An 18,560-nucleotide genomic window follows, 5' to 3' on the forward strand; every position below is an offset into this window, starting at 1 on the left:
GCGCCATGTCAACCATCCTGATAGACGGGATCGCCTACGGAATGCTGCTCTTCGTCATGGCCTCGGGACTGGCCGTCACGCTGGGGCTGATGAATTTCGTGAACCTTGCCCATGGCGCCTTCGCCATGATCGGCGGCTATGTCACCGCGCTTGCCATGAACCGGCTGGGCGTGCCGTTCCTGCTGACGCTGCCCCTGGCCTTCCTGGTGCCGGCGCTGATCGGGGCGGTGGCCGAGCGCACGCTCTATGCCCGGCTCTACCGGCGCAGCCATCTGGACCAGGTGCTGTTCTCGATCGCGCTGGTGTTCATGGCGATGACGGCGGCGGACTGGCTTCTGGGCTCCAGCCAGATGCTCATCACCCTGCCCGGATGGTTGCAGGGCCGGTTCGAGATCGCCGGCATCGGCGTCGGCCGCTACCGCGCCTTCCTGATCGTCCTCTGCGCCGTGCTGGTCGTGGCGCTGCAACTGGTGCTGGCCCGCACCCGCTTCGGCGCCAGGCTGCGCGCGGCGGTGGACGACCAGCGCGCCGCGCGCGGGCTTGGCATCAATGTCGGCGGCATCTTCGCCGCGACCTTCGCCGTGGGATCGGGCCTTGCCGGGCTTGGCGGCGCGCTGGGGATCGAGATCATGGGGCTGGACCCGACCTTCCCGCTGAAGATCATGGTCTATGTGCTGATCGTGGTCACCATCGGCGGCACCGCCAGCCTGACCGGCCCCTTCCTCGCCGCGCTGATCATCGGCACCGCCGATGTGGCCGGGAAATACTACATCCCCGAGCTCGGCGCCTTCCTGATCTACCTGCTGATGATCGTGCTTCTGATCCTGCGCCCGCAGGGCCTGATCGCCCCGGCCCGCTAAAGGACGACCCCGATGACCGACACCACCTTCGCCACCCCGCTCCGTGCCGAGCCGGCCGGAATCGAGCGGCGCGCCGCCCGCGACCTGCTGCGCCGCAGCCGCTGCAAGCCGGCCGAGATCCTGTTCTGGCTCGCCGCCGCCGCCAGCTTCTTCCTGCTGCCCGACCGCCACCTGCTTCTGTCCGAGATCGCCATCCTGGGGCTCTTCGCGCTCTCGCTGGACCTGATCATCGGCTATGCGGGCGTGGTCTCGCTGGGGCACGGCGCCTTCTTCGGGCTGGGCGCCTATGTCGCCGGGCTGACCTCGATCCACCTGACCGGAGAGCCGCTGGCCGGGCTTGCCCTGGCCGCGCTGGCCGCCGGGCTGCTGGGACTGCTGACCGGGCCCCTGCTGCTGCTGCGCGCCTCGGACCTGACGCGGCTGATGGTGACGCTGGGTATCGCCATGCTGCTGCTGGAGGCGGCGAACCGCGCCGCCTGGCTGACCGGCGGCGCCGACGGGCTGCAGGGGGTGATGATCGACCCGCTGCTCGGGTGTTTCGAATTCGACCTGTTCGGCACCACGGCCTATGCCTATTGCCTGATCGTTACCTTCGTGCTGTTCCTGATCGCCCGGCGCGTGGTGACCTCGCCCTATGGGCTGTCGCTGCGGGCGATCCGCGACAATGCGCTGCGCGCCCGCAGCATGGGCATCCCGGTCGGGCCGCGCCTCCTGGCGATCTATGCCTTCTCGGCGGTGATCGCCGGCATCGCCGGGGCGCTGCTGACGCAGACGACCATGTTCGTGTCGCTGGACGTGCTGGCCTTCCACCGCTCGGCCGACGTGTTGCTGGTGCTGGTGCTGGGCGGGGTCGGCTATCTTTACGGCGGGCTGATCGGCGCCATCGCCTTCAAGCTGCTGCAGGACGGGTTCTCGGCCCTCACCCCGCAATACTGGATGTTCTGGATGGGGCTGGTCCTGCTGGTCATCGTGCTGATCGGCCGCGACCGCATCGACGCCCTGCCCCGCGCCATCCTGCGCCGCATCCGCAAGGAGGGCCGGGTATGAGCGCCGCCTTGCAGACCATCGCGCTAGAGAAACGCTTCGGCGGGCTGACGGCCACCGACAAGGTCTCGCTGACGTTGCGGCACGGCGCGCGCCATGCGCTGATCGGGCCGAACGGCGCCGGCAAGACCACCTTCGTCAACCTGCTGACCGGGGTGCTGCCGGCGAATGGCGGGCAGATCCTGCTTGACGGGCAGGACGTCACCCGCAAGGGCCAGATCGAGCGGGCCCGGCTGGGCATGGGCCGCACCTTCCAGATCAACCAGCTTTTCGGCGCCATGACGCCGGTGGAATCCATCGGCCTCGCGGTGTCCGAGCGCATGGGTGGCGGCAGCGATTTCTGGCGGCGCGTCGGCACCCGCAGCGACATCCTGAACGAGATCGCCGAGCTGGTCGAACGCTTCCGCCTGACCGAGGTGATGGACCAGCCGACGCGGCTGCTGCCTTATGGCAAGCAGCGCCTGCTGGAGATCGCCCTGGCGCTGGCCTCGAACCCGCGCGTGCTGCTGCTGGACGAACCGGCGGCGGGTGTCCCCGAGGCCGAGCGCGCCGAGCTGCTGGAAACGCTGGGCGAATTGCCGCGCGACGTGTCGATCCTGCTGATCGAGCACGACATGGACCTGGTCTTTGCCTTCGCCGACCGGATCACCGTTCTGGTGAACGGCGCGCTGTTCGCCGAGGGCAGCGTGGCCGAGATCATGGCGGATCGCCGCGTCCAGGAGGTCTATCTGGGGAGCGAGGAGCATGCCTGACATCCTGACCATCGAGAAGCTGCGCGCCGGCCATGGCGAGGCCGTGGTGATCCCGGCGCTGGACCTGCGGCTGGCCGAGGGCGAGGCGCTGGCGGTGCTGGGCCGCAACGGCGTGGGCAAGACCACGCTTCTGGACAGCATCATCGGCGTCACCCGCCGCTTCGGCGGCCGGGTGGTCCTGGCCGGGCGCGACATCTCGGCGCTGTCGCCCGAGGCGCGCGCCCAGGCCGGCATCGGCTGGGTCCCGCAAGAGCGCAACATCTTCCGCTCGCTGACGGTCGAGGAGAACCTGACCGCCACGGCGCGGCCCGGCAAATGGGACCTCGCCCGCATCTACGAGATGTTTCCCCGGCTGCAAGAGCGGCGCGCGAACATGGGCAACCAGCTTTCGGGCGGCGAGCAGCAGATGCTGGCAGTCGGCCGGGCGCTGATGCTGAATCCCCGCGTGCTGCTGCTGGACGAGCCGACCGAGGGGCTGGCCCCGATCATCGTCGAGCAGCTGCTGGCCTCGATCCGCCGCATCATCCGCGACGAGGGCGTGGCCACGATCATCGTCGAACAGCACGCCCGCAAGATCCTGAAGGTCACCGACCGCGCAGTGATCCTCGACCGCGGGGAAATCGTCCACCAGGCCGCCAGCGCCGCGCTGCTGGCCGACCCGACGCCTCTGGAAAGCCATCTGGGCGTCATCGCGAAAGGAGCCGCAGCATGAGCCTCGACACGCCGGTCCTGCCCCGTTCCGGGCTCGATCCGTTCGGCATCGATTTCTTCGACGACCCCTATCCCGAGCACGAGAAGCTGCGCGAGGCCGGGCCCGTGGTCTGGCTGGAACGCTATGGCGTCCATGGCATCGCCCGCTATGCCGAAGTGCATCGGGTCCTGAACGACTGGGCCGCCTTCTGCTCGTCCCGCGGGGTCGGGCTGCAGGATTTCAGACGCGAAACGCCCTGGCGCCCGCCCAGCCTGGTGCTGGAAACCGACCCGCCCGAACATGACCGCGCCCGCAAGGTGCTGGCCCGGGTGCTGTCGCCGCTGACCATGCGCGAGCTGCGCGACGGCTTCGCCGAGGCCGCCGACGCGCTGATCGCCGGCCTCGTGGGGCGCGAGATCGACGGCATCGGCGATCTGGCCGAGGCCTTCCCGCTGTCGGTCTTTCCCGACCGCATCGGTCTTGCCCGCGAAGGGCGCGAACATCTGCTGCCCTATGCCGGGCTTGCCTTCAACGCCTTCGGCCCGGACAACGCGCTGCGCCGCGAGGCGATGGCGCGCGCCGCCCCCCATGTCGCCTGGGTGACCGAACAGTGCCGGCGCGAAAACCTGTCGCCCGACGGACTGGGCGCCCGCATCCATGCCGCCGCCGACAGCGGCGAGGTGACGCCGGACGAGGCGGTGCTTCTGGTCCGCTCGCTGCTGACGGCCGGGATCGACACCACGGTGAACGGCATCGGCGCGGCGCTTTACTGCCTTGCGCGCTTTCCCGACCAGTTCCAGGCCCTGCGCGCCGATCCGAAGCGGGCGCGCAACGCCTTCGAGGAGGCGGTGCGCTTCGAAAGCCCGGTGCAGACCTTCTTCCGCACCACCACCCGCGCGGTCGAGCTGGGCGGCGCCACCATCCCCGAAGGATCAAAGGTGCTGATGTTCCTGGCCTCGGCCAATCGCGACCCGCGCCGCTGGGACCGGCCCGACCAATACGACATCGCCCGCAAGACCTCGGGCCATGTCGGCTTCGGCTCGGGCATCCACATGTGCGTGGGCCAGCTTGTCGCCCGGCTGGAGGGCGAGGTGGTGCTGGAGGCCCTGGCCCGCCACGCCGACGCCATCGAGATCGCCGGACCCCCGGTCCGGTCCTACAACAACACGCTGCGCGGGCTGGCACGCCTGCCGCTGCGCATCCGCTGAGAGGTTGCCATGCTTGACCTGCCCATCGCGCCGCTGGACGAGACCATCACCATCGACCAGCTCACCCTCGCGCCCTATCCGATCTACAAGCGCCTGCGCGCCGAAGCGCCGGTGCTGCGGGTGAAATCCGTGGGCCGCACGTTCCTGACCAAGGCGGCCGACTGCAAGTTCGTCAAGGACACGCCCGCGATCTTTTCCTCGGACGATCCGAACACGCCGATGAAACGCGCCTTCCAGGCGCATACGCTGATGCGCAAGGACGGGCCCGAGCACATGGCCGAGCGCATGGCCATGGCCCCCGCGCTGATGCCCAAGACCATCCAGGAGGTCTGGGCGCCGCTTTACCGCAAGCTGGCCGACGACTATCTCGACCGGCTGCCGCGCGGCGAGGTGGTCGATCTGCACAAGGCGCTGTCGGCCCCCATCGCCGCCCGCATCCTGGCCCATATCCTGGGCATTCCCGAGGCCACGGACGAGCAGATGATCTTCTGGTCGCAGGCGCTGATCGACGGGGCGGGCAATTTCGGCTGGCTGCCCGAGCCCTTCATGATCTCGGACCATGCCAATCTGGAAATGGACGCGCTGCTGGCCAGGGCGGTCGAGCGGGTGCGCGCCGAACCCGACCGCTCGGCGCTGTCGGTGATGGTGAACGCGGAAAACCCGATCCCGATGAGCCAGATCGTCGCCAATATCAAGATCGCCATCGGCGGCGGCATCAACGAGCCGCGCGACGCGCTCTCGACCATCGTCTACGGGCTGCTGACCGAGCCGGAACAGCTGGAGGAGCTGCGGCGCACCGGCAAATGGGGCGCCGCCTTCGAAGAGGGGGTGCGCTGGGTTGCGCCGATCCAGGCCTCGTCCCGGCTGGTGCTGGAGGATGTCGAAATCCGCGGCTTCTACATCCCCAGGGGCGACACGGTGATGACGATCCAGGCCTCGGCCAATCACGACGAGGAGCTTTTCGACCACCCCGAGCGGTTCGACGCGTTCCGCGCCAGGAATCCGCACCAGTCCTTCGGCTCGGGGCCGCATCATTGCGGCGGCGCCCATGTCGCGCGGCGCACCGTGGGCGCGATCATGCTCGAGGCGCTGTTCGAGCGTTTCCCGAACATGGCGCTGCCCGATCCCGAAATCGTCATGTGGCGGGGCTTCGGCTTCCGCGGGCCGATCAACCTGCCCGTGGCTCTGGGCTGACCCCGGCAAATCGCAAGGAGAAATCACCATGAAGATCACCTTTATCGCCGCGGACGGCAGCGAAACCCGGGTCGATGCCGCCGAAGGCGAAAGCGTCATGCAGGCCGCCGTGCAGAACGACGTGGACGGCATCATCGGCGAATGCGGCGGCTCGATGATGTGCGCGACCTGCCATTGCTATGTCGACGACGGCTGGACCGAGGCCGTCGGCGGGCAGCAGGACGGCGAGAGCGACCTGCTCGATTGCGCCGCCTCCGAGGTCAGGCCGAGCAGCCGGCTGTCCTGCCAGATCCGTATGCGGGCCGAGTTGGACGGCGTCGTCATCCACCTGCCGGAATCGCAGCTTTAAGGAGAGGCCATGCAGCGCATCGTCATCATCGGCACCGGACAGGGCGGCCAGCAGATGGCCGCCAGCCTGCGCCAGGAGGGATTCCAGGGCGAAATCCTGATGCTGGGCGAGGAACCCGGCCTGCCCTATCAGCGCCCGCCGCTTTCCAAGGCCTATATGGCGAACGGCAATGCCGCGGCGCTGCTGCTGAAACCGGCAAGCTTCTACGAACGCTCGGCCATCGTGCTGCGGGACGGGGTCCGCGTGGCGGCGATCGACCGCGCGGCGCGCGAGGTGGTGACCGGGGACGCCGCGCGCCACCCCTACGACCATCTGGTCATCGCCACCGGGGCACGGAACGCCCCGCCGCCGATCCCGGGCCTCGATGCGCCGGGCGTGGTCGAGCTGCGCAGTCTGGCCGATGCCGAACGCATCCGCCGCCGTCTGGCCGCGACCCGTCACGCCGTGGTGGTGGGCGGCGGCTTCATCGGGCTGGAATTCGCCGCCATGGCCCGCGCCGCCGGCGTGGCTGTCACCGTGGTCGAGGCGGCGCCGCGGCTGATGTCGCGGGCGCTGTCGCCCGAGATGGCGGACTGGTTCCTGACGCTGCACCGCGAGATGGGCAGCCAGGTTCTGCTGGACGCGCCCGTTGCCGGCGTGCTGGCGGGCGCGGACGGCCGGGCCTCGGGCGTCGTGCTGGCTGACGGGCGCGAGGTTTCCGGCGATCTGGTGCTGATGGCGACCGGCGTGCGGCCCAACAGCGAACTGGCCGAGGCGGCAGGGCTGGCCTGCGCCAACGGCATCCTTGTCGATGCCACGCTGGCGACCGCGGATCCGGCGATCTCGGCCCTGGGCGACGTGGCGGCCTTTCCCGGACCGCTGGGCCGGCCTCTGCGGCTGGAATCGGTGCAGGCGGCGGTCGACCATGCCCGCCACATCGCGCGCCGGCTGGTCGGCGGGGCCAGCGCCCCCTATGCGGCGGTCCCGTGGTTCTGGTCCGATCAGGGCAAGGCCAAGCTGCAGATCGCCGGCCTGCTGACGGGTGCCGACCGCACCGTCGTCCTGCCGCAGCCCGAGGCCGCGCCCGTGGTGCTGCTGTTTCGCGGCGGCCATCTGGCGGCGGTCGAGACGGTGAACGCAGCAGGCATCCACATGGCCGCGCGTCGGATGATCGGCTGCCCCCTCGCGCAGCTCGAGGCGCATGGCTTCGACTTGCGCGCCGCGATGAAGGCCGCGGCCTAGCGCCTGGCGCGGGCGGCCGTTCCGGGTTTCCCGCCGCGGCTTATCCGGGATGACCGCCGCGCCGCCGGCCGGGTCGGGCGGCCGGGCAGCACCGATCAGGCCCAGCCGGCCGGTGAAGCCGGTGAACCGCCGCGCGGCTGCCGGCATAGCCGGCCGGCCGTGCTGCGGGTGCCCGGCTTCATTTGCGGGCGCTCGCGCCGTCCCAGAGCACCCATAGCCAGAACAGGCCGTGCAGCACCGCGCCGATGCAGGCGCCCCGCTCGGCCTGGCCGAAGACCCAGCCGACCAGCGCGCCGATCTCGATGCCGAGCGCCAGCGACATGACGAACCAGATCAGCCCGCCCAGCAGCCTCGTCAGCCAGTCGCGATCGTGATCCAGCGTCATCCGGGCCGCCCCTCCCGACATGCCGCCGCCGCGGCCGGCCGGCCGGTGCCGGGATCGGCCGCCCCGGCCCGCGGCGCGCAGGGCGTTCTGTGCCGCCCGTCCGCGGCAAGGGTCGTGCTGGTCATGGTCGCGTCCTGTCCGTCCTGAAAACAGGATGCCTCACATTCGGCCCGGCGCACGCGGATTTTTGTATGAAGTTGTTGCCGGGGCGGCGGGATGCGGGCCAATGCCGCAATTCCGGCGGCCGGCAAACCCCCGGACGCGCATCGAACCGGCGCGGGGATCAATCCGAAGTTGTAGCCGGGGACAAGGAAGCGGCCCCCGGTCCTGCTCCGGCACGCGCCATGATTCGCGGCTGGCAGGCATGGGCCGCGCCCGGGGCGATCCGACCGGAGGGGCGGCGACCCCCGCCTCGTCTGCCCCGGCGCAGGGCTGGCCGGGGGCGGCGCGCAGCCACGCGGCCCGAGGACGCTTTTGCCGCGCAACATGTCGGTTGAGTGCGCTTTGCCCGGGGGCGGATGTCCCATCCTCGGGTCCGAAGGCACGCGCCCCGGCCGGCAAGCCGTGCGGGATGCCGATGCGCGGGGCGCCGGCGACCGGCAAGCATGGGGCCGCATCCGGCCGGCGGCCGCGGGCATCGCCCTGCGGCCCGTGACGCGCGGGCCCATCGCCCCGGGACAGCGGCCGAAACGGCCGCAGCCCCGGCGCGTCCTGGAGGAGACTGCGGAGGAGATCGCATATGCAGACAAGGCCCGAAAGGGGCATCAACCCCGGCGTCTTCTGGCCCGCCATCGCCATTGCGGGGGGCTTCGTGATGTGGGGCGTCCTGGCGCCGGACAGCCTGGCCGCCCGCGCCACCGCCGCGCTGAACTGGATCATCCGGGTCTTCGGATGGAGCTTCGTCATCTCGACGGCGTTCTTCCTGGCATTCGCCCTGTTTCTGGCCTTCAGCCGCTTCGGCAGGATCAAGCTGGGCCATGACGACGAAAGCCCGGAATTCTCGACCCGGTCCTGGATCTGCATGATGTTCAGCGTCGGCATGGGGATCGGGCTGATGTTCTGGGGCGTGGCCGAACCGATCAGCCATTACGGCACCCCGCCGCACGGCCTGGCCGAGCCCGGGTCGCGCGACGCGGCGCTGCTGGCGATGCAATACGCCTATTTCCACTGGGCGCTGCATCCCTGGGCGATCTATGCCATGGCCGGGCTGGCGATGGCCTATTTCAGCTATCGCCGCGACCTGCCGATGCTGGTCTCAAGCGCCTTCCACCCGCTCTTGGGCGACCGCGTTCACGGACCCATCGGGCGCACCATCGACGTGCTGGCGATCATCGCCACGCTGTTCGGCACCGCGACCTCGCTGGGACTGGGTGCGCAGCAGATCAACAGCGGCCTGAACTACCTGTGGCAGACCGGGGAATCGGCGACCATCGCGCTGGCCATCATCTCCGCACTCTCGGTGCTGTTCATCCTGTCGGCGGTGTCGGGCGTGGGCCGGGGCATCCAGTTCCTCAGCAACATCAACATGGTCGTCGCCGTGCTGCTGCTGCTGTTCCTGGCGCTGCTGGGCCCGACCGTCTTCATCCTCGACACGCTGATCGAGGCGATGGGCTATTACTTCGGCGACCTGGTGTCGATGTCCTTCCGCACCTCGGCCTTCAGCGACAGCAAATGGCTGGCCAGCTGGACGATCTTCTACTGGGCCTGGTGGATTTCCTGGGCGCCTTTCGTCGGCGTGTTCATCGCCCGCATCTCGCGCGGGCGCACCATCCGGGAATTCGTCGTGGGCGTGCTGATGATCCCCAGCGCCGTGACCTTCATCTGGTTCTCGGTCATGGGCGGCAGCGCGCTGTTTTCCGAGCTTGCCGGCGCCGGCGGGCTGGTCGAGGCCGTCGCGCGGCAGGGCGAGGCGGTGTCGCTGTTCGCGCTGCTCGAACAATATCCGCTGGCGGGGCTGACCTCGACCGTGGCGATGTTCCTGGTGGCGATCTTCTTCGTCTCGGGGGCGGATGCGGCCTCGGTGGTGATGGGGATGCTGTCCTCCTACGGCACGACGCATCCGCGCGCGGGCGTGGTGGTGCTCTGGGGCCTGCTGGCGGGCGCCTCGGCCTCGGTGCTTTTGGTGATGGGCGGGCTGAACGGGCTGCAGACCGCCTCGATCATCGCGGCGGCGCCGTTCCTGGTGGTGATGGTGGGGCTTTGCGCCTCGCTGTGGAAGGGGCTGCTGGACGATATCGAGGTCCATGGCCATTTCGAGGAGATCGACCCCCATACCGGCGGCATCAAGGACCATCCCTGACCGGCCCCGCGCCTGCCCCCGCCAGGGCGCCGGTGCCGTCGCCCCGGCCCCGGCCGCACCCGTTCCGTCGGCGGACGGTGGGGGGCGCCCCCGCCCCCTCGCCCTTCTGGTAGAGGGGGCGAGCACCGGCAAGGTCAGGCCAGGTCGCGCAGCGTCGCCTCGCGCGCCCAATAGCGGCGCTTCGCGGTCTCGGGCAGCCGGTCATAGGGCACGACGCCCTCGTCCGGCGCGATTCCGGCGCGGTCCAGGATGACCTGCGATCCCTTGCAATGCCCGATGGCCTTCAGATGGGCATAGGCGTCCATGACGAAGCCGATGGCCGCGGCATCGCGGGCCAGCTTCTGCGCCGCCTCGGGCGCCAGGATCATCCCAACGGCATCGAACAGCACCGAGGGCGAGCCGGCGAGCTGGCCGTCCGCCTGCATCTCGCCGCCCTGCAGCTTCAGCGGGCCCAGCTTGGGGGCGATGGTGAAGACGCTGCCGCCCTCGGCCCGGATCGCGGCGATCAGCCCGTCGATCCCGTCCTTGTCCGAGCCTTCGTCGAAAAGCAGGCCGACCTTGCGGCCCTTGAGGGTCTCGTTCCAGTTCTTCTGGATCGACAGCGCATCCGAGGGGTCGAGGTCCAGCGGCGCGCGGAAGGGCTTGGCGGCCTCCGGCAGCGCCATTCCCAGCCCCTTGGCCACCCGTTCCGCCAGCACTTCATCGATGTTGCGCAGCTGGCTGACGACGCGCCGCCGCACATGCTCCAGCTCCACCTTGGACAACTCGAAGACCAGGGCCGAGGCGATATGCGCCTGCTCGTTCTCGGTCTGCGAGCGCCAGAACAGCCGCGGCTGGCTGTAATGGTCGCCGAAGCTCTCGGCCCGGATGCGCAGCTTGTCGCCCTGCACCCCGGCCGGGGCGGTGGCGAAGCCCTCGGCGCTGGCGCGGGGGCCGGGGTCCTCGCCGGCCTCGTCCAGGCTGTTCGGCTCGTAATTGGCGCGGCCGCTGGGCACCCGGGTCTGCATCATCCCGTCGCGCATCATGTTGGCATAGGGGCATTTCGGCGCATTCACCGGGATCTGGTGGAAATTCGTCGTGCCCAGCCGGGATTTCTGCGTGTCGAGATAGGAAAACAGCCGGCCCTGCAGCAGCGGATCGTCGCTGAACTCGATGCCCGGCACGATGTTCGAGGGCAGGAAGGCGACCTGCTCGGTCTCGGCGAAGAAATTGTCCGGGTTGCGATCCAGCACCAGCCGGCCGACCACCCGCAGCGGCACGATCTCTTCGGGGATGATCTTGGTGGCGTCCAGCACGTCATAGGGCAGGCTGTCGGCCAGCGCCTGGTCGAAGATCTGCAGGCCCAGATCCCATTCGGGGTGATCGCCCGCGGCGATCGCCTCGTAGAGGTCGCGGCGGTGATAATCGTTGTCGGCGCCCTGCAGCTTGGCGCTTTCGTCCCAGACCAGCGACTGCATGCCCAGCCGCGGACGCCAGTGGAACTTGACGAAATGCTCCTCGCCCTTTTCGTTGACCAGCTTGAAGCTGTGCACGCCGAAGCCCTGCATCATCCGGTAGCTGCGCGGGATGGCGCGGTCGGACATCGCCCACATCACCATATGCAGGCTTTCCGGCATCAGCGAGACGAAATCCCAGAAGGTGGCATGCGCGGTCGCGGCCTGCGGATAGCCGCGGTCGGCCTCCATCTTGACCGCATGCACCAGGTCCGGAAACTTGATCGCGTCCTGGATGAAGAAAACCGGGATGTTGTTGCCGACCAGATCCCAGTTGCCGGCTTCGGTATAGAACTTCACCGCAAAGCCGCGCACGTCGCGCGGCGTATCGACCGAGCCCGCGCCGCCCGCGACGGTCGAGAAGCGGACGAAGACCGGGGTCTTCTTGCCCTTCTCGGCGAAGAGGCCGGCGCGGGTCAGCTCGGGGATCGGGTCGGTGCATTCGAAATAGCCATGCGCCGCCGAGCCGCGGGCATGCACGATGCGCTCGGGGATGCGCTCGTGGTCGAAGTGGAAGATTTTTTCCCGCAGCAGGAAATCCTCCAGCAGCGTCGGGCCGCGATGGCCCGCGCGCAGGCTGTTCTGGTTGTCCGAGATCGGGATGCCGTGATTGGTGGTCAGCGTCTCGCCGCCGCGCTGCTGCGTTTCGCCGGCATTGCCGCGTTCCGTCTGGTAAGAGCGTGCCATCTTTCCTGCCTTCTTCCGAGGTGGGGGCGGCGGGAAGGCTGGGCCGCCCGCCGCGGGCTCGGGGGGCCAACGTCACGGCAGGGCGCGGGTTCCATGCAGCCCGCATCGGCACGCCACGGGATCCTTGGGCTTTCGCGGCATCCGGCGGTTTCGGAGGGAGCGCGCCTAGACCCTCTCCAGCGCCACGGCGATGCCCTGGCCGACGCCGATGCACATGGTCGAGAGCGAGCGCCGCCCGCCGGTCCGGGCCAGTTCCAGCGCCGCCGTGCCGGTGATGCGGGCGCCCGACATGCCCAGCGGATGCCCCAGCGCGATGGCACCGCCGTTCGGGTTCACCCGTGGGTCGTCCTCGGCGATGCCCAGCTGGCGCAGCGTGGCGATACCCTGCGCGGCGAAGGCTTCGTTCAGCTCGATCACGTCGAAATCGGCCGGGATCAGGCCCAGCCGCGCCATCAGCTTCTGCGACGCCGGCGCCGGGCCGATGCCCATGATGCGCGGCGGCACGCCGGCCGTCGCCCCGCCCAGCACCCGGGCGATGGGCGTCAGGCCGTGCTTCCGGGCCGCCGCCTCCGAGGCCAGGATCAGCGCCGCCGCCCCGTCGTTCACCCCCGAGGCATTGCCCGCCGTGACCGAGCCGTTCGGAAACAGCGGCCGCAGCTTGGCCAGCGCCTCGGCCGTGGTGGCGCGGGGATGCTCGTCGGTATCGACCACGATGGGCTCGCCCTTGCGCTGCGGGATCGTCACCGGGGTGATTTCCTGCGCCAGCCGGCCGCTGGCGATCGCCGCCGCCGCCTTCTGCTGCGAGGCCAGCGCCATGGCATCCTGCGCCTCGCGCGAGATGCCGTAATCGTCGGCGACGTTCTGGCCGGTCTGCGGCATCGAGTCGGTGCCATAGGCCGCCTGCATGGCCGGATTCACGAAGCGCCAGCCGATGGTGGTGTCGTGGATCTCGGCATGGCGGGAAAAGGCAGTCTCGGCCTTGGGCAGCACGAAGGGCGCGCGCGACATCGACTCGACGCCGCCGGCGATCATCAGCCCGGCCTCGCCCGCGGCGATCTGGCGCGCGGCGACCAGCACCGCGTCCATGCCCGAGCCGCAAAGCCGGTTGATGGTGGTGCCCGGCACTTCCAGCGGCAGGCCGGCGAGCAGCAAGGACATGCGGGCGACGTTGCGGTTGTCCTCGCCGGCCTGATTGGCACAGCCATAGATCACGTCGTCGACCGCCTGCCAGTCGAGCCCGGCATGCCGCGCCATCAGCGCGCGCAGCGGGATGGCGCCCAGGTCGTCGGCCCGCACCGGGGACAGCGCGCCGCCGAAGCGGCCGATGGGCGTGCGGATATAGTCGCAGAGGAAAACTTCGGTCATGTCACAGCTCCGGTGCGATCAGGTCGCCGACCGCTCCGTCCAGATGCAGCCGCGCGCCGGTCACGGCTTGCAGGTCGTCAAGGGAAATCGTGACCAGCTTCTCGCGCAGCACGAAACGGCCGCCTTCGATGTCCACCACGGCGAGCGAGGTATAGACCCGGGTCACGCAGCCCACGCCGGTCAGCGGCAGGGTGCAGGCCTCCAGCAGCTTCGGCTTGCCGTCCTTGGTGACGTGATCGGTGATGACGGCGACGCGCTTGGCACCATGCACCAGATCCATCGCGCCGCCCACCGCCGGCACGCCCTTCGGCCCGGTGGACCAGTTCGCCAGGTCGCCGTTCTGCGCCACCTGATAGGCGCCGAGGATCGCCACATCCAGATGCCCGCCGCGCACCATGGCAAAGCTGTCGGCATGGTGGAAGAAGGCCGCGCCCGGCTTCAGCGTGATCGCCTTCTTGCCGGCATTGATCAGATCCCAGTCCTCCTCGCCCGCCGGCGGGGCCTCGCCAAAGCCCAGCACGCCGTTCTCGGTATGGAACACCGCCTGACGGCCGGGGGGCTGGAACTTGGCGACCATCTCGGGAAAGCCGATGCCCAGGTTCACATAGGCGCCGTCGGCGATGTCCTGCGCCGCGCGCCAGGCGATCTGGGCGTTGGAAAGCTTCGTGGTCATGCCTGCACCTCCTGGGGACGGACGGGGGGATGGGCCGCATCGGCGCGGTTCAGCGCCTCTTCCTGCGCCGGGTTGGCGACCTCGACGATGCCGGAGACGAAGATGCCCGGCGTCACCACATGCTCGGGGTCGATGCCGCCCGGCGCGACCGCTTGCGTCACCTGCGCGACGGTGCGCGCCGCCGCCATCGCCATCAGGGGCGAGAAGTTCCGCGCCGCCATGCGATAGGTCAGGTTGCCGTAATGGTCGCCCAGCTCGGCCTTGATCAGCGCGAAATCGGCCTTGAGCCAGCGTTCCTGCACATAGGGCCGGCCGTCGAACTCGGCGACCGGCTTGCCCTTCGCCAGATCGGTGCCGTAGCTCGTCGGCGTATAGAAGGCCGGGATGCCGGCGCCGCCGGCACGGATGCGCTCGGCCAGCGTGCCCTGCGGGACCAGTTCCAGCTCGATCTCTCCGGCCAGATACTTGTCGGTAAAGACCCGCGGATCGGCCGAGCGCGGGAAGGAACAGACCATCTTGCGGACCATGCCCTGCTCGATCATCGCGGCGATGCCGACATGGCCGTTGCCGGCGTTGTTGTTGATGACGGTCAGGTTGCCGGGGCTGCCGGTGGCCAGATAGCGGTCGATCAGCGCGTGGATCAGCTCGATCGGCGCGCCCGAGCCGCCGAAGCCGCCGATCATCACCGTCGCACCGTCCGGAATGCCGGCGACCGCCTCGGCCAGATTGGGGATGCGTTTGTCCATGACCTCCTCCTGCGGGTTCCGGGGATGTCATGCGCGCATGGCCGTCGTGATGCCAGAGATTTCGTGCGTATGTTGACATTTGTTCAAACTGCGTAAAAATCTGTGCGCATGGTGAACAAGACCGATTTCATCGCCTCGCTGGCCAAGGGGCTTGGCGTGATCGAGGCGTTCCGGGCGGAACGTCCCCGGCTTTCCATCGCCGAGGTGGCCGAGGCGACGGGGCTGGACCGGGCGACGGCGCGGCGCTGCCTGCTGACCCTGCACGAGCTGGGCTATGCCGATTACGACGGCAAGTTCTTCACCCTGACGCCGCGCGTCCTGCGGCTGGGCATGGGGGCGCTGGCGGCGCTGCCGCTGGCGCAATTGGTGCAGCCCTGGCTGGACCAGCTGTCCGAGCAGATCGGGCAATCCACCTCGGTCTCGATCCTCGACGGGACCGAGATCGTCTATCTGGCGCGGGCGGCGCAAAGGCGGGTGATGTCCATCGGGCTGATGCCGGGTTCGCGGCTGCCGGCGCATTGCACCTCGATGGGCCGGGTGCTGCTGGCCGCCCTGCCCGAGCCCGAGGCGCGCGCCATCGTCGAGCGGTCCGACCTGACGCCGCGCACCCCGCACAGCCTGACCGCGCCGGACGAGATCATGGCGCGCATCCGGCAGGCCCGCGCCGAGGGCCATGCGGTGATCGACCAGGAGGTTGAGTTGGGCCTGCGCTCGCTTGCCGTGCCGCTTTACAACGCGCATGGCCGGGTGGTGGCGGCGCTGAACACCGGCGTGGCGGCGGTGCAATCCTCGGCCGGCGAGCTGGCGGCGCTTTACCTGCCCGCGCTCCTGAAGGTGCAGGAGGGGCTGCGCCGGGTGCTGCGCTGAGGCCGGGGCGACGGGGGCGGCTTGGCGAATTGACGAACATTCCGTGAACATCTAACTTGCCCGCATGACAAGGACGACTCTTCAGGACAAGCTCGCCATCCTTGCGGATGCGGCGAAATACGACGCCTCCTGCGCGTCGGGCGGCGGCCGGGACGGGTCTTCGGGAATCTGCCACGCCTATACGCCGGACGGGCGCTGCATCTCGCTGCTGAAGATCCTGATGACCAATTTCTGCATCTTCGACTGCGCCTATTGCGTCAACCGCGTGTCGTCCAATGTCGAGCGGGCGCGCTTTTCCGTCGAAGAGGTCGTCACGCTGACGCTGGAATTCTATCGGCGCAACCATATCGAGGGGCTGTTTCTCTCCTCGGGGATCATCCGCTCGCCCGACCAGACCATGGCCGAGATGGTGCGCATCGCCCGGACCCTGCGCGAGGGGCACGGCTTTCGCGGCTATATCCACCTGAAGACCATTCCCGACGCCGCGCCCGACCTGATCCGCGAGGCCGGGCTCTGGGCCGACCGGCTGTCGATCAATGTCGAGCTGCCGCAGGATGTCAGCCTGCGCAAGCTCGCCCCCGAGAAGCGCCCCGAAACCATCCGCAACGCCATGGCGCAGGTGCGGCTGGAAAGCGAGGCCGCGCAGGAGAAAAGCCACAGCGGCCGCCCGGCCCCGGCCTTTGCCCCGGCCGGGCAGAGCACGCAGATGATCGTCGGCGCGGACGGCGCGGACGACGTGACGATCCTGAACAGCGCCAGCCGGCTTTATGCGGGCTACGGGCTGCGGCGGGTCTATTACTCGGCCTTCTCGCCGATCCCCGACGCCTCGGCGGCGCTGCCGCTGGTCCGGCCGCCGCTTCTGCGCGAGCATCGGCTTTATCAGGCGGACTGGCTTCTGCGCTTCTACGGCTTCACCGCCGAAGAGATCGCGGCCGGCGCGACGGCCGGCCATCTGGATCTGGACCTGGACCCGAAGCTCGCCTGGGCGCTGCGCCATCGCGGGCTGTTCCCGCTGGAGGTGAACCGCGCCAGCCGGGACATGCTGCTGCGGGTTCCGGGCTTCGGCAGCCGCACCGTCGAGCGGATCATCGCCGCGCGCGCAAACCGTGCGCTGCGATACGAGGACCTGGCCCGCATGGGCGCGGCGATGAAGAAAGCGCAGCCCTTCATCACCCTGCCCGGCTGGTCGCCCGGCAAGCTGACCGACAGCGCCGGCCTGCGCGCCCGCTTCGCCCCGCCGGCCGAGCAGCTGCGCCTGCTGTGAACTACGCCGCCCCCCTGCCCGAATGCGGCACCTTCGAGGCCTGGCACGACGCCGCGCGCGTCGCGATCTCGCATCGCATCCCGCCCGAAGCCATCGACTGGGAGGCAGCTGCCGGGCTTTTCGCGGCCGGTCCCCTGCCCCCGGCCCCGGGCAGCCATCGCGCCCGGGTGCCGCCGGCCTTCATGGCGCTGGCCCGGTCGGTGATCTGGCATTCCGCGCCGGCGCGCTTCGGGCTGCTTTATCAGGCGCTGTGGCGCATCGACCGCCGGCAGGGCGATCCGCTGTCGCAGGCCGATCCCCTGGGCCGGCGGCTGGCCCTGATGGCGAAATCGGTCGAGCGCGACATCCACAAGATGCATGCCTTCCTGCGTTTCCGCGAGCTCCCGGCCGAGGGTTCGCGCCGCCGCTTCGCCGCATGGTTCGAACCCGGGCACAACACGCTGGAGCCCGGCAGCCGCTTCTTCGCCGAGCGTTTCGCCGACATGGACTGGGTGATCGCGACACCGCGCCTGACCGCCCGTTTCCGCGACGGACGGCTCGGCTTCGGCCCCGGCGGCATCAGGCCCGACCTGCCCGAGGATGGCGCCGAGGCGCTTTGGGCGACCTATTTCGCGAATATCTTTAACCCGGCGCGGGTCAAGCTGGACGCGATGCGGTCGCATATGCCCAGGAAATACTGGAAGAACCTGCCCGAGACCCGGCTGATCCCCGCCATGCTGAAGGATGCCGGCGCGCGGGTCGAGCGGATGCGTCAGGCCGGGGCCACCTTGCCCCGGCCCGGCGCCGCCGCCGTTTCCGCCCGCTACCGCGCCGGCCTGTCCCGGCTGCCCGACCAGCCCGAAATGCTGCCCGAAACGCTGAACGAGGCCCGCGCCGGCGCGCGTCAGTGCCGCCGCTGCGGGCTGTGCGAGGCGGCGACGCAGACCGTCTGGGGCGAGGGCGCGCCCGATGCCCGGCTGATGATCGTGGGCGAGCAGCCCGGCGACCGCGAGGATCTGGAGGGCCGCCCCTTCGTCGGGCCTGCGGGCCAGCTCTTGCGCGCGGTCATGGCCGAAGCCGGGGTGGACCCGGCGCAGGTCTGGCTGACCAATGCGGTGAAGCATTTCAAGTTCGCGCCGCGCGGCAAGCGGCGCCTGCACCGCAATCCCGACCGGCAGGAGATCCGGCATTGCCGCTGGTGGCTGGGTCAGGAGCTGGGCCTGATCCGCCCCGGCGCGGTGCTGGCCCTCGGCGCCTCGGCGGCCTATGCGCTGACGGAACGGGACGGCGCGCTCGCCGCCCGGCGGGGCGGGGTCGAGACGGGCCTGCATGGCGGGCCGGTGCTGGTCACCTGGCATCCCGCCCATATCCTGCGCCTGCCCGATCCCGCCCGGCAGGCGCAGGCCCGGCGGCAGCTGGCCGCCGACCTGGCCGCCGCCTTCCGGATCAGCGGCGCGGCCGGAGCCGCCTGACATAGGGTCCG

At 69.8% G+C, this 18,560-nt stretch carries 17 protein-coding genes; 12 read left to right on the forward strand and 5 right to left on the reverse strand.

From position 1 onward, the window contains the following. The first annotated feature begins 5 nt into the window (after positions 1 to 5). Genes L632_RS0108145 through L632_RS0108180 form a run of 8 tightly spaced genes read left to right on the forward strand, consistent with a single transcriptional unit; the run spans position 6 to position 7,319 of the window. Positions 6 to 860, forward strand: a complete 855-nt coding sequence (locus tag L632_RS0108145) for a branched-chain amino acid ABC transporter permease (RefSeq protein ID WP_028713822.1) — start codon at positions 6 to 8, stop codon at positions 858 to 860. Between the two features lie 12 nt (positions 861 to 872). Beyond that, positions 873 to 1,907: a branched-chain amino acid ABC transporter permease gene (locus L632_RS22235; protein WP_051476397.1), complete on the forward strand. Its 1,035-nt coding sequence runs from the start codon at positions 873 to 875 to the stop codon at positions 1,905 to 1,907. After that, positions 1,904 to 2,656, forward strand: coding sequence for an ABC transporter ATP-binding protein (locus L632_RS0108155; RefSeq protein WP_028713821.1), 753 nt, complete (start codon positions 1,904 to 1,906; stop codon positions 2,654 to 2,656). Before L632_RS22235 ends, L632_RS0108155 begins: the two co-directional genes overlap by 4 nt. Continuing rightward, the gene (locus L632_RS0108160) at positions 2,649 to 3,368 is read left to right on the forward strand and encodes an ABC transporter ATP-binding protein (RefSeq protein WP_028713820.1); all 720 of its coding nucleotides are present in this window, start codon (positions 2,649 to 2,651) and stop codon (positions 3,366 to 3,368) included. The genes L632_RS0108155 and L632_RS0108160 overlap by 8 nt, the downstream gene beginning before the upstream one ends. Further along, positions 3,365 to 4,555, forward strand: a complete 1,191-nt coding sequence (locus L632_RS0108165; protein ID WP_028713819.1) for a cytochrome P450 — start codon at positions 3,365 to 3,367, stop codon at positions 4,553 to 4,555. Before L632_RS0108160 ends, L632_RS0108165 begins: the two co-directional genes overlap by 4 nt. A gap of 9 nt (positions 4,556 to 4,564) precedes the next feature. Further along, entirely contained in the window at positions 4,565 to 5,749 is a 1,185-nt protein-coding gene (locus L632_RS0108170) for a cytochrome P450 (RefSeq protein WP_028713818.1), read from the forward strand. A gap of 28 nt (positions 5,750 to 5,777) precedes the next feature. Continuing rightward, positions 5,778 to 6,098, forward strand: a complete 321-nt coding sequence (locus tag L632_RS0108175; protein WP_036697625.1) for a 2Fe-2S iron-sulfur cluster-binding protein — start codon at positions 5,778 to 5,780, stop codon at positions 6,096 to 6,098. A 9-nt stretch (positions 6,099 to 6,107) separates the two neighbouring features. Further along, positions 6,108 to 7,319, forward strand: a complete 1,212-nt coding sequence (locus L632_RS0108180) for an NAD(P)/FAD-dependent oxidoreductase (RefSeq protein WP_028716609.1) — start codon at positions 6,108 to 6,110, stop codon at positions 7,317 to 7,319. A 178-nt stretch (positions 7,320 to 7,497) separates the two neighbouring features. Here L632_RS0108180 and L632_RS0108185 read toward each other — a convergent pair whose 3' ends face one another. Then, a complete protein-coding gene (locus L632_RS0108185) occupies positions 7,498 to 7,704 on the reverse strand; it encodes a hypothetical protein (RefSeq protein WP_028713815.1) in 207 nt (68 codons plus the stop codon). 739 nt (positions 7,705 to 8,443) lie between these two features. Here L632_RS0108185 and L632_RS0108190 point away from each other — a divergent pair. Next, positions 8,444 to 10,003, forward strand: coding sequence for a BCCT family transporter (locus tag L632_RS0108190; RefSeq protein WP_028713814.1), 1,560 nt, complete (start codon positions 8,444 to 8,446; stop codon positions 10,001 to 10,003). Positions 10,004 to 10,137: 134 nt separating this feature from the next. Here L632_RS0108190 and L632_RS0108195 read toward each other — a convergent pair whose 3' ends face one another. The 4 genes from L632_RS0108195 to L632_RS0108210 all read right to left on the reverse strand — a co-directional run bounded on the left by L632_RS0108195 (position 10,138) and on the right by L632_RS0108210 (position 14,967). Next, positions 10,138 to 12,183: a catalase gene (locus tag L632_RS0108195; protein ID WP_028713813.1), complete on the reverse strand. Its 2,046-nt coding sequence runs from the start codon at positions 12,181 to 12,183 to the stop codon at positions 10,138 to 10,140. A 165-nt stretch (positions 12,184 to 12,348) separates the two neighbouring features. Then, positions 12,349 to 13,548: a 3-oxoadipyl-CoA thiolase gene (pcaF, locus tag L632_RS0108200; RefSeq protein WP_028716610.1), complete on the reverse strand. Its 1,200-nt coding sequence runs from the start codon at positions 13,546 to 13,548 to the stop codon at positions 12,349 to 12,351. A gap of 1 nt (position 13,549) precedes the next feature. Continuing rightward, positions 13,550 to 14,221 carry a 3-oxoacid CoA-transferase subunit B gene (locus L632_RS0108205; RefSeq protein ID WP_028713811.1) on the reverse strand — a complete coding sequence of 224 codons (672 nt, stop codon included), beginning with the start codon at positions 14,219 to 14,221 and terminating at the stop codon, positions 13,550 to 13,552. Continuing rightward, entirely contained in the window at positions 14,218 to 14,967 is a 750-nt protein-coding gene (locus L632_RS0108210) for a 3-oxoacid CoA-transferase subunit A (protein WP_028713810.1), read from the reverse strand. Before L632_RS0108210 ends, L632_RS0108205 begins: the two co-directional genes overlap by 4 nt. A 108-nt stretch (positions 14,968 to 15,075) precedes the next feature. Between L632_RS0108210 and L632_RS0108215 the strand changes: the two genes are divergently transcribed. The 3 genes from L632_RS0108215 (at position 15,076) to L632_RS0108225 (ending at position 18,549) form a co-directional block, all read left to right on the forward strand. Continuing rightward, the gene (locus L632_RS0108215; RefSeq protein WP_028713809.1) at positions 15,076 to 15,834 is read left to right on the forward strand and encodes an IclR family transcriptional regulator C-terminal domain-containing protein; all 759 of its coding nucleotides are present in this window, start codon (positions 15,076 to 15,078) and stop codon (positions 15,832 to 15,834) included. Between the two features lie 64 nt (positions 15,835 to 15,898). Beyond that, complete coding sequence (locus L632_RS0108220) at positions 15,899 to 17,098, forward strand: putative DNA modification/repair radical SAM protein (RefSeq protein ID WP_028713808.1); 1,200 nt, start codon at positions 15,899 to 15,901, stop codon at positions 17,096 to 17,098. Further along, positions 17,095 to 18,549 carry a UdgX family uracil-DNA binding protein gene (locus L632_RS0108225; protein ID WP_028713807.1) on the forward strand — a complete coding sequence of 485 codons (1,455 nt, stop codon included), beginning with the start codon at positions 17,095 to 17,097 and terminating at the stop codon, positions 18,547 to 18,549. The genes L632_RS0108220 and L632_RS0108225 overlap by 4 nt, the downstream gene beginning before the upstream one ends. Positions 18,550 to 18,560 lie beyond the last annotated feature (11 nt).

The sequence above is a fragment of the Paracoccus sp. J39 genome, assembly GCF_000518925.1.
Taxonomy (GTDB): Bacteria; Pseudomonadota; Alphaproteobacteria; order Rhodobacterales; family Rhodobacteraceae; genus Paracoccus.